Source organism: Streptomyces sp. A012304, from assembly GCF_026008495.1.
Classification (GTDB): Bacteria; Actinomycetota; Actinomycetes; order Streptomycetales; family Streptomycetaceae; genus Streptomyces.
On sequence record NZ_BQUN01000012.1, the window covers coordinates 63,874 to 75,717 of the forward strand.

Sequence of the window (11,844 nt, forward strand, 5' to 3'; positions counted from 1 at the left end):
CCATTGGCCGGGGCCGGAAAGGGCGCCAATCAGCCATCGGTTCGCGGCTGGGACGTCCGATGCGGCAGCGGGCCGGCGCCGGATCACCCGGACCGCGGGTGTACCCGTCCCCTCACACACTGTCCGACCTGCGCTATACGGTTGATCCGCACCACACGAGGCGACCGTTGCCACGCGCACGTCTCGGGATCCACGGACGAAGGGGAGCGTCGTGAAGCCCACTCTGGCCGCCGCGCAGCTGCGGGGCAGTCTGACGCAATACCTCACGACGACCTACGCGCTGGCCGACGACGACACCCGGCGGGCCCTGGAGCGGTTTCTGGGGGACCCGGAGTCGGGGATCTTCCGGGGGCCGTATCTGCGGATCAGGACGCCGTTCCACAAGGCGGACGACGGGTGGGAACGGCATCTGGAGTGGCGGCCCGGATTCACACCGTGGCGGCACCAGGCCAAGGCATGGCAGCGGCTCAGCACGCTGGGCGGCAGGGAGGCCGAGCCGACGCTCGTGACGACCGGCACGGGTTCCGGCAAGACGGAGTCGTTCCTGGTGCCGGTGCTCGACCATTGCCGACGGCAGAAGGCTCTCGGGCGGCGCGGTGTGAAGGCCGTACTCCTGTATCCGATGAACGCGCTGGCCACCGACCAGGCGGGCCGCATCAGCGACTACCTGACCGCGCCCGACCTCGCCCAGGTGACCGCGGGTCTGTACATCGGCGACCGGCCGGACACCGGCTTCCGGCGGGTCCTGACCCGGCGCGAGGAGATGCGTGTCTCCGCGCCGGACGTGCTGATCACCAACTACAAGATGCTGGACCTGCTCCTGCAGCGCGGTGAGGACCGGGCCCTGTGGGAAGGCGCGGAGGTCGCGTACGTGGTGCTGGACGAGTTCCACACCTACGACGGCGCGCAGGGCACCGACGTGGCCATGCTGCTGCGTCGGCTGGCGACGGCGGTCGGCGCGACGCGGCCGGACCGTCCGCTGGGGCGGATCTGCCCCGTGGCGACCTCCGCGACGCTCGGCGCGGGGCGAGCGGGCACGTCGGCCGGGGGCATCCTGGACGTGGCGGCGCAGGTGTTCGGCATGCCGTTCACGGCGGACGCGGTCATCGGCGAGGAGCGGATGACCGCCGAGGAGTTCACCGGCGAGGTCGACTACGCGCTTCCCGAGCCGCCCACTCCGCAGGAGGTCATCGCGGTGTCGGGCGGCGTCGGCGTGGAGGCGAAGCCGGACCTGCTGGACCTGGACGGGCTCGCCGCCCGCATGCTGGGGCGGCAGGGCCTCGACGCGTTCCGTATCGGCCGTCTGCTGAAGCGGCACGACTTCACGCAGGGCGTGCTCGCGCTGCTCGACGGCGAACCGCTGGACGAGTGGGGTCTGCGGGACCGTCTCGCGCGCTTCGGATACGCCTGGGGGCGCACCGCCCGGGAGAATCCGCAGCTGGTGCTGCAAGCCCTGTCCCGTTTCGTGGCCCTGCTGTCCGCCGCCCGGGACCCCGACTCCGACGAACGGCGTCCGCGTCCGCTGCTGCACGTGGAGGCCCATCTCTGGGTGCGGCCGGTGACGCGTGTGCTGCGCGGGGTAGGCCGGACACCGGAGTTCCGCTGGTACGAGGACGACCGCGCGCAGGCGCGGCGCGCTGCCCTGGCTGCGGCTCCCCCCTCGGACGAGGAAGACGGAGCCTCCTCGGGCAACGGGTTCTCGGGCGGGGCGAACCGGCCGCAGCCCCTGGCAGGCACGGATACGGCGGTGCGGCCCGCGCAGGTGCATCTGCCCGCCGTCTACTGTCGCGCGTGCGGGCGATCCGGCTGGGCCGTGCTGTCCCCGGAGTCCGATCCGCAGCAGCTCGTCATGGCGCAGGACCGGATCTGGCGGGCCGGCGTAGGCCGTGACAAGCGCCGCATCCGCTACTTCATCTCAGCGACCGAGCCGGAGCGGCGCCAGGCACTCGACGCGCTGGCCGGGCGACTGCCCGCGGGCAGCGGCGTCGATCCGCTTTCCGTGGTGGTACTCGACGGGGCGCAGGGCACCTACCGGCTACCGACGGCCGGAGACGACGGGGACCTGATGGACGCCTGGTTCGCGCTCGCGCTGCTCGACAAGAAGACCGCCGACAAGGCGGCAAGGGACGACCGCTGTCCGGCGTGCAACACCGACAACAGCATCCGGTTCCTCGGTACGGCGCAGGCGGCGCTCGCCTCGGCCACGGTCACCCAGCTCTTCACGGGCGGGGACATCGCGCTGGTACCGGAGGAACGCAAGACGCTGCTGTTCAACGACTCGACGCAGGACGCCGCGCACCGCGCCGGGTACGTCGCCAACGCCTCGTACAAGTTCTCGCTGAGGTCGCTGCTCGCGCACAACCTCGACGACTCGGGCGCGGCGACCGCGCTCAACGACCTGATCGGCAACGTACTCGACTCGGTGGACGACCCCGAGGCGCTGGCCGCCGTCGTACCGCCGGATCTGCACGACGAGCCGGGTGTCGACCGGGTGTTGTCGGGGCGCGGTACCGGAGACGCCCGTACCTGGCGGCTGATCGGTGAACGGCTGGCGTTCGCCACGGTCATGGAGTTCGGGCTGCGGTCACGGCTCGGTCGCACCCTGGAGCTCACGCGGACGGCGGCCGCCGAGGTCGTCGTCGAGAACCCTGAGCGGGTCACCGACCTCGCCCGTGATCTGCACCTCGCGCTGCCGGGCCAGATGGTGATGACGGGCGGACTCCCGACACCTGAGCGGTATCTCGCCTATGTGCGTGGCCTTCTGGAACGGCTGCGTCTGCGCGGCGCGGTCCGGCACCGGTGGCTGGAGCAGTGGATGCGGGAGGCCGGTGCCGACCGGTTCCTCATCAGTGGGCGGCGACCGGACGGCATGCCCGCGTTCCCGGAAGGGGTCGCCCCGCCGAGATTTCTGCTGGACGGCCAGAGGGACAGGACAGAGTTCGACGTGGTCACCGGTCGGCAGGCCTGGTTCCAGGACTGGACCCGCCGCTGTCTGGGGCTGGACGCCGTCGGGGCCACCGAGTACCTCCGCCGACTGCTGCCCGCCCTGGCCGACGAGCACGTGCTCAGCGTGCGGACGGCGAAGGACCGCACCACACGCGTCTACGGTCTCCAGCCCGGCCACATCCAGGTACGGCTGCTGGACGACTCGATCGTCAACAAGGCGTTCGTGGCGTGCGAGGACTGCGGCTGGCAGCAGGTCGTGCCCCCGGAGCGGCGTACTCGCTGGTACGGCCATCCGTGCCCGCGCTACCGGTGCAAGGGGTACCTGACGCCGCCGCAACCGGGGATGCACCTCTCGGCACCGTCCGAACCACCCGTCGGCAGCGGGGGCGTGACCAGTACGGGCTTCGGTGTTCTCCAGGAACGCGACTACACGAACGACTACTACCGGCGGCTGTACCTGACCGGTGGCACCTTCCGTGTCGTGACGGCCGAGCACACCGGCATGCTGACCCGTGCTCAGCGCGAGCAGGTCGAGCGGACCTTCCGCGCCGGCACGCACTACACCGACCCGAACGTTCTGTCCTGCACGCCCACGCTGGAACTCGGCATCGACATCGGCGACCTGTCGGCCGTCCTGATCGGCTCGCTGCCGAAGGGGCCCGCGAACTATGTGCAGCAGTCGGGCCGCGCGGGACGTAAGACGGGCAACGCGCTGGTCGTCGCCTTCGGCGGACGCCGGGCCCGGGACCTGTACTACCTGGACCAGCCGCGAGAGATGATCGCGGGCGACATCGTGCCGCCGGGCTGCTATCTGTCGGCGGTGGAGATCCTGCGCCGCCAGTACACGGCGTGGCTCCTGGACCTCGCCGCGCGGGGCGGGCTGAGGACCGCGGACGGCGAGCAGTTGCAGCCGGTACCCCGGCTGGCGTCCGCTCTCTTCGGAACGACGGGTTGGTGCCAGGACCTCGCGGATGCCGCACAGACGTATGGGGGGACACTCGTCGAGCAGTTCCTGGCCCTGTTCCCCGAGGGTGGGTCCCCCGTGCAAGGCCCAGGTGACTCTCCGGCGCGGGACGGTGACGACGCCGGGGTGTCCGCGCACGCCGCCGACGCACTCCGGGAGTACGCGAACGGCGGCATCGTGCGCGCGCTCCAGGAGGCGGAGGAGGACTGGACGGGACGGCGAGAGGAGCTGCGGCGCAGGATCGCCGCGATCGACGAGGCGGTCGACGCGCTTGCCCGCACGGACGAGGTCCAGGAGCGCGAACGGCGGGAGCTGCTCGCCGAGCGCCGCAGCACCGGCGATCTGTTGCGGGACCTGAGCCGGACCAGCGCGCACGGCACGCTCGTCGAGCTGGGCCTCCTGCCGAACTACAGCCTGGCCGACACCACGACCCAGCTGGAGGCCACGCTGTACTGGTCCGAGGTCCCCTCGGACACCGACGAAACCGCCCAGACGCCCGGCGGGACCGACGCGCCGAAGGAACACCGCACCCCCGCCGGTACACCTCGCGTCTACCGCAGCGAGACCCGCGACTACGAGCGCTCCCGCAAGATCGCCCTCACCGAACTCGCCCCGGGCAACAGCTTCTACGTCAACGGCTACAAGCACGTGGTACGCGCCCTCGACATCGGCAGCCCGGAACGCCGGGCCTGGTCGGTGTGGCGGCTGTGCCCGGCCTGCGGGTACGTGCGCACACGCGACGCCCAGACCGACACCTCGCCCTGTCCGCGCTGTGACGGACGTGAGATCGCGGACGCGGGGTGTGTCCAGTACGTGCTCCAGCCGCGTCGGGTCGTGGCGCGCGACAAGCGGGACGACGCACGGGTGCGCGACGACCGCGACGAGCGCGCCCGCCGGCAGTACGCGGTCCTCACCACCGTGGACATCGACCCCGCGCACCTGGCAACCGGTTCCTGGCGGCACGACACGGCGACCTTCGGCGTGGACTTCTCCCGCCGAGCCGTCATCAGAACGCTGAACCTGGGACTCGACCGGCAGGACGGCAGCTCCACGGTTCCGCTGGCGGGTGAGGACGTCCGGATCAACCCGTTCTACGTCTGCACGAGTTGCGGCGGCGCGACGGCAGACGGCCAGCCGGTCGTCGACCAGTCGCAGCACGCACTGACCGAATCGGGGGCCGCCGCCACGAAGGGGAGCGCCCACCATCTGCTGTGGTGCCCCCGGCGACGCACTCAGGGCTCCGGGTACGGCGAGAGGCGAGGGACGGGTCAGGACGTACCGCTGCTGCTGGCCCACGAGTTGACCACGGAAGCCGTACGCATTCTGCTGCCCGCCTCCGTGACACGGGCACGGGAGCGACTCGCCTCGTTCACCGCGGCGCTGTTCGCCGGGATCGCGGCGCGCTACGGCGGTGACCCCGACCACATCGAGATCGCCGCGGCCTCGATGCCGGACAGTCCGGAACAGCTCGGCTCCGACTTCCCGCGGCGCTTCCTGGTCGTCTACGACCGGCTGCCCGGCGGCACCGGCTATCTGCACCGGCTGGCATCCGCGGCCGGGTTCCGCGAGGTGCTGCTGAAGGCGCGCGAGGTCATCGAGAACTGCCCGTGCCAGCAGAAGGAGTTGGACGGCTGCCACCAGTGCCTCCTGCGCAGGGTGCCCCCGTCGGACTACGACCGGGTCTCCCGCCGCGAAGTGCAGTCCATGCTGGACGAACTGCTGGGAGCCGATGGCGAACGCTGGCGGACCTCACCGGTCTCGACGACCCGCCAGATCCCGCTGGAACAGCAGGCGGAGAGCGACCTGGAGGTCATGTTCGTCGACACGCTGGAGGAGTGGGCCAAGCAGCCGGAGTCCCGTGCGGCGGCGGACACGTACACCACCCCGGCGGGCACCCGGGCGCTGGATCTGCGGCTGACGACCGGCGACGGAGCCACCGTGAGCTGGCGAGTCTCGCAGCAGCGCGTCCTGGACGGCACCCGACCCGACGTGCTCTTCGAGCGGCTCGACGCTCCCGGACCACGGCTCGCCGTCTATCTGGACGGATACCGGTATCACGCGAGCCCTGAGCACAACCGTCTCACGGACGACGCGACGAAACGGGCCCGGCTGCGGGCCGACGGGCTGAGGGTGTTCCAACTGACGTACTACGACGTCAAGGAGTGGCGACTCCGCGTCCGCGACACCGGCTATGCCGGAGTCGCCCCCGTCGATCCGGTGTGGATGCCGTACGACCGGACGGCGCAGGACCGGGCGCGCTCCTACTACGCCCAGACCCGGGGTGGGCTGCCCGGAGAGCTGTCGGAAACCGTCTGGGTCAACCCGGCCGAACTGCTGCTCGCCTACCTTCGTGACCCTGACGCGCGACGGTGGCACCATCGCGCCGAAGCCACCGTGGCCGGCCTCATCGGTGCACCCGGCCTGCGGGACGCACCGGTCGGGGCGGAAGCGGTCGGCCGAGCCGTCGAGGCAGCATTGCGCGACGAGGTCGTGGACGAGCCGAAGGGGCCTGTGCGTGTCCTCGCGGCGACGGACAGGTCCGGATGCCGCCTCGTCCTGGTCGCAGACGTGCGGCACCGGCCCCCGACCTGGACGGGGCTGACACTCCTGGACGACAGCGCCCAAGCCGTCACGGAGGAAAGGACCCACAAAAGGCGTTGGCAGGCCTGGCTGTACTGGAGCAACGTGCTGCAGTTCCTGGAGCACGGCGGGGGCGACAGCGCCCAGCTCACCACCACGCTGCTCGACGGCTTCACCGCCGACGTGCTGACCGTGACCGGCGGCCAGGGATGGCTGTCCTCGACGCGAGTCACGCCAGTCGTCAACGGCGAGCCTCAGCGGGCATCGGACAGCCTGCCACCGGTTGCCGTGACCGCCGGACTTCCCGCGGTACCGGCGAGAACGACCGAGGAACCGCCGTCCGACACCCGGCCCCGGCGGGACGGCGCCTGGGACGCGGTACTGGAGTACGTGGACCCCGACGAAGTCGGCCTGGCCGAACTGGCTCAGGCGCTCGCCGAACTGGGCGTTCCCGCGCCTGAAGACGGCTTCGAACTCGACGAACACGGATGGCAGGCCGAACTGGCCTGGCCGGACGCCCGGCTCGGCGTGGTGCTGGCGCCGCAAGGGACGCCCGAGGAGCCGGATCACGAGGCACAGGACCGTGACCGTGCCTTCGCCGCCGCCCATTGGGACGTACGTCCGGCGGGCGAATGGACCGCGGAGGAGATCGCCGGACGCCTCGGCGACGCTGCCGCGCGGACAAGCGACGGCAGTCCTACGGGAGCGGGGCGGCCGGAAGCCGGCACGACCAGGAACGACAAGAACGAGAACGAACACGGGGAGTTGGCATGACGAGGACCGGGGGCGTGACGCTGCGCCTGCTCGACAAGGCGGACAAGGAGATCCTCCGGCTCCCGCGCACGGTCAAGGGCGCGCTGTTCGACTTCCAGCACAAGTTCAAGGAGAACCCGCGGACCCCGGGGCTCAAGCTGAAGCAGCTCAAGGGCGACAGCCGCATCTGGTCCGCTCGGATCAACGACGAGTACCGCGCCCTCCTGCTCAGACTGGCCGAGGACGACTGGCTCATCGTCTCGGTCAAGCACCGCAAGGAGGTCTACGATCGGCTGGCGTACGGAATCAACACCGTCACCGGTGGTATCGAGTACGTCGACCTCCAGGTGGTGGAGGACAGCGTGCTGCGGCGCATCCCTCCGCAGGAGCCACCGACCACCGCCCCGGCCGTTCCAGCCCCATCCGCCGAAGCCCAACCCCTCACTCCCGAGCCACTGTTCGCCGCCTGGACCGACGGGCAGCTGATCGAACTGGGCGTGGCCGAGCCCCTGGTTCCGGTCATCCGCTCACTCACCACCGATGAACAGCTTCTCGGTCTGATCGAGTACGCGCCGCAGCTCACCGGCGAAGTCCTGCTCGCGCTCTACGACGGAAAGCCCTTCGAAGAGGTACGGGACGAGGTCACCGCCCCCGTCGCCGCTCCGGAGCCTGTCGACACCGAGGACTTCCAGACGGCAGCCGAACGGCCGGCCACCGTTGTCACCACGTCCGACGACGCACTGCGCGAGGCACTGGAGGCAGGGGACTTCGGCCGTTGGAAGGTCTTCCTCCACCCTGCTCAGTCCAAGCTGGTCGAGCGCCGCTACTCCGGTCCCGCACGGGTCGGTGGCGGCCCAGGCACCGGGAAGACCATCGTCGCCCTGCACCGCGTCCGCCACCTCGTGTCCCAGCTGCCGTCCGGTCACAGCAAGCCGGTGCTGCTGACCACCTACAACAAGAATCTCGCCGCCGACCTGCGCTCCCGCCTCCTGGAACTGGGCGGTGAGCAGTTGCTGTCGCGGGTGGAGGTGAGCCACGTCGACCAGCTCGCGCTACGCGTCGTGAGGGAAGCCGAGCCCGGCAGCCGCAAGCAGACCATCGACGACAGCCAGGCCGTACGGGAATGGCGTGCGATGCTCGACGAACTCGGCGAGAGCGGCTGGGACGCGGAGTTCCTGCACGACGAGTGGACGCAGGTGATCCTCGGACAGGCCGTCGGTACCCGCACCGACTACTTCCGGGCCCGCCGGGCAGGACGCGGTAAGAACATCGGCCGGGCGGAAAGGGCCGCCATCTGGCAGCTCGCCGAACGCTTCACCCAGCGTCTGGACCGGCTCGGGCGTCAGACGTGGGACCAGGTCGCCGAACGGGCCGCCCGTCTGGAGATAGGGCGCGAGCAGCGCATCCGCGCCATCGAACGGCAGCGGGAGGAAGCGGGCGGCCTGGACAACATCCACCTCCAGGACGGCTCGGGCGGATGGCTCCGCTACCGGTACCGGCACATCGTGGTCGACGAGGCCCAGGACCTGCGCCCCGCTCACTGGAAGATGCTGCGCGCCATGACAGCCCGCGACTCGGATGACCTGTTTCTGGTGGGTGACACCCACCAGCGCATCTACAAGAACCAGGTGACGCTGGGCAGCCTCGGTATCAATATCCGGGGCCGGTCCGCGAAGCTCAGCCTCAGCTATCGCACAACACGGCAGATCCTGCGCTCCGCGCTGGAGGTGCTGGGCGAGGAGACGTACGACGACCTCGACGGGAACTCGGAGACCCTCGCCGGATACCGTTCCGTGCTCAGCGGCAGCGCACCCGGCATGCACCCGTGCACGGACTGGCAGACAGAACGTGAATCGATCGCCGCACACATCCTGGCCTGGGACGCCCACCCGGACGAGCGGATCGCACACGAGCAGATCGCCATCTGCGTTCCCACCAATGTGATGGCGAGTGAGCTGGGAAACACACTCGGGGAACACGGCATCCGGGCCCTGGAGATCGGCGCCGACGGCGCCCGGGGCGAGCCCGGAGTCCACATCGGGACCATGTTCCGGTTCAAAGGGTTGGAGTACCAGCGCATGATCATCGCCGGGGTCAGCGACGGCCTGGTCCCCCGCGAGCAGGTCAACCGATTGCGTCAGCTGGACCCAGCCCGCTACCGGAGGGAACTCCAGCGGGCTCGATCCCTGTTGTTCGTGGCGGTGACCCGGGCACGCGACAGCCTCGACATCTTCTGGCACGGCACCCCGAGCCCGTTCCTGCGTCGTCTGCCATCCTGAGCGGCGAGCAGCAGCGGAAAATCTCAAGGATTTGACACTTGGCCGGGCTACAAGGCGCGGAGAATCACCGCAACCCAGTGATCAGGACGAGTGCCCGCAATGGCTACCTTCGTGGCTACGCTCGTAGCCGTGAGGTCCGGTTTGAACCGGTACGGACCGGGGTTCGACCAAGCTCGCGACTCGGCAAGAAAGGACACCTGACCAGTATGTTCCCTGGTCATGGGCCCTTAGCGGCAGACGAGCCGAGCTATACGCCGGGTTCTGTTCCGGGGGGTCCTCGCGGGCCCCTCGGCGACGGCCATCCATCTAGGGCCGGCGTTGCCGCCGGCCTCGTGCGGTCTACCCGCGGACTCGGGCGGGCAGCCCTCGAACGTCCGCGCAGAAACACCGGGGTGTTTCCTTTTGACCTTGCTCCGGGTGGGGTTTACCTAGCTGCCCAGGTCACCCTGGGCACTGGTGGTCTCTTACACCACCGTTTCACCCTTACCGAGGACCGAGGTCCCCGGCGGTCTGTTTTCTGTGGCACTGTCCCGCGGGTCACCCCGGGTGGCCGTTAGCCACCACCCTGCCCTGTGGAGCCCGGACGTTCCTCGGGAAGCCCCCTGAGGGACTCCACGCGGCCGCCCGCCCGGCTCGTCTGCCGTGTCGACCATGGTACCGGGCTCGGGCCCCTCTCCGGCCGCCGGCCGGCCCCGGGGCCGTCCTCGGGGGCGCTTCCGTGCCCGGGGCCCGGGATCTGCCTGCGCCGCCCCGGCCCGCGGGTCCGTTCCCTGGCCGGGTTCGCGGACCAGAGCCAGTCCACCGGCTGGTTCGTCCGGAGTCACGGCGTCACGCCGGGGCATTTTCCAGCGGGCGGCCGGGCCGTGGTCGTGACCGGACTGGGCAGCGCCCGGCTCGCTTGACCCTTCCCCTGCGTCAACGTCTCTACTGGTCGCATGCGGATCGGAGAACTCGCCGAGGCGGTCGGTGTGACCACGCGGGCCGTGCGGCACTACCACCATCTGGGGCTGTTGCCGGAGCCGGAGCGGCTGGGGAACGGATACCGGGACTACACGCTCCGGCACGCGGTCGTGCTGGCGCGGATCCGGCGGCTGACGGAGTTGGGGCTGGGACTGGCGGAGGTGCGGGACGTGCTCGCCCAGGACGCGGGCAAGGATCTGGTCGAGGTGCTGACCGAGCTGGACGAGGACCTGGCGCGGCAGGAGGCGGCGATCCGGGAGCGGCGGGGGCGGCTGCGGGCGCTGCTGGACGCGGGGGAGCTGCCCGCCGAGGGGCCGGTCTCGCCGGAGCTGGCCGCGCTGTTCGCGGAGACGGCCCATCTGTCCGATTCGCCGATGGCGGTCAAGGACCGTGAGGTGCTCGCGCTGCTGGACGCGGTCGCGCCCCCGGAGGTGCGGGAGCGGCTGCTGGCCTCGATGGGCGGCACGGTCGCCACGCGAGAGGGACTGGCGCGGGCGGAGGAGGCGTACGCGCTGATGGACGGGCTCGTCGACGCCGATCCGGGCGATCCGGGGGTGGCGGAGGCCGCCCGTGCCCTCGCCGCCTGCATCCCGCCCGAGCTGCTCGCCGACGCGGCCGTGGATCACGACAGCGGCTTCCTGCGCGCCCTGTACGCCGATTTCGCGCCCGCCCAGGCGGAGGCCGTCCGGCGGGCGCTGCGGATCCTGACCGGAGAGGAAGGGGCCCGGTGAGGGTCGTCTCCGTTCTCGTCCGGCACGAGGCGCGGCTGCTCGTGAGCCTGCTGATGTGGGTGGCTCGGCGGCGGCACGGGGTCGGGGACGGGCGGGCGTTCGGGTACGCGCGGGGGCAGGGGGCCGTGATGGCGGGGTTCGCGTTCGTGTGCCTGGTGGAGACGTTCACGATGTCCGTGCTGCTGCGGGACTGGCCGACCGCGCACGCCGTGGTCCTCGTCCTGGACGGCTACACGGTCGTCTTCGTCGTGGGCCTGTACGCGGCCTGGAAGGTCCGCCCGCATGTCCTGTACGGCGACTGCCTGCATGTCCGCCACGCCGCCCACGTCGATCTGCGCGTCCCGCTGGAGCGGATCGCGGCCGTACGGCACGAGTCGCGCGGTACGCACGAGCGCGTCGAGGGCGAGCTGGACCTTCCGGTGGGCTCGCGGACCACGGTCACCCTCGAACTCACCGAGCCGGTCACCCACGTCACCTTCCTGGGGCGCCGGCGGGAGGTCGGTGTGGTGCGCCTGCACGCCGACGAGGCGCGGGACCTGGTCCGGGCCGTCGCGCGGGCGGCGGACACGGCGCGGGGGCGGGCCGACGGCACCCCGTACGCTGGCGCGGAGCCCCACTGAAGGAGAGACGC

At 70.9% G+C, this 11,844-nt stretch carries 4 protein-coding genes and 1 other RNA gene; 4 read left to right on the plus strand and 1 reads right to left on the minus strand.

The genetic code is table 11. The annotated features are described in order from the left end of the window. The first annotated feature begins 211 nt into the window (after positions 1-211). Both ALMP_RS03400 and ALMP_RS03405 read left to right on the plus strand, forming a co-directional pair. Positions 212-7,264 carry a DEAD/DEAH box helicase gene (locus ALMP_RS03400; RefSeq protein WP_264924530.1) on the plus strand — a complete coding sequence of 2,351 codons (7,053 nt, stop codon included), beginning with the start codon at positions 212-214 and terminating at the stop codon, positions 7,262-7,264. Beyond that, positions 7,261-9,522 (plus strand): UvrD-helicase domain-containing protein, encoded by a 2,262-nt coding sequence (locus ALMP_RS03405; RefSeq protein ID WP_264924531.1) that lies wholly within the window; start codon positions 7,261-7,263, stop codon positions 9,520-9,522. Before ALMP_RS03400 ends, ALMP_RS03405 begins: the two co-directional genes overlap by 4 nt. A gap of 234 nt (positions 9,523-9,756) precedes the next feature. On the opposite strand, the gene rnpB is transcribed toward ALMP_RS03405, so the two are convergent. Next, positions 9,757-10,158, minus strand: an RNA gene (gene rnpB / locus ALMP_RS03410) — RNase P RNA component class A. A 299-nt stretch (positions 10,159-10,457) separates the two neighbouring features. Between rnpB and ALMP_RS03415 the strand changes: the two genes are divergently transcribed. After that, entirely contained in the window at positions 10,458-11,213 is a 756-nt protein-coding gene (locus ALMP_RS03415) for a MerR family transcriptional regulator (protein WP_264924532.1), read from the plus strand. Next, on the plus strand, positions 11,210-11,833 hold the full coding sequence (locus ALMP_RS03420; RefSeq protein ID WP_264924533.1) for a hypothetical protein: 624 nt from the start codon (positions 11,210-11,212) through the stop codon (positions 11,831-11,833). The genes ALMP_RS03415 and ALMP_RS03420 overlap by 4 nt, the downstream gene beginning before the upstream one ends. The last annotated feature ends 11 nt before the right edge of the window (positions 11,834-11,844 follow it).

Bases quoted from the DNA above. Each gene is read 5' to 3' on its own strand.
- ALMP_RS03415 (WP_264924532.1), top strand. From the start codon at position 10,458: ATGCGGATCGGAGAACTCGCCGAGGCGGTCGGTGTGACCACGCGGGCC.
- ALMP_RS03405 (WP_264924531.1), top strand. From the start codon at position 7,261: ATGACGAGGACCGGGGGCGTGACGCTGCGCCTGCTCGACAAGGCGGAC.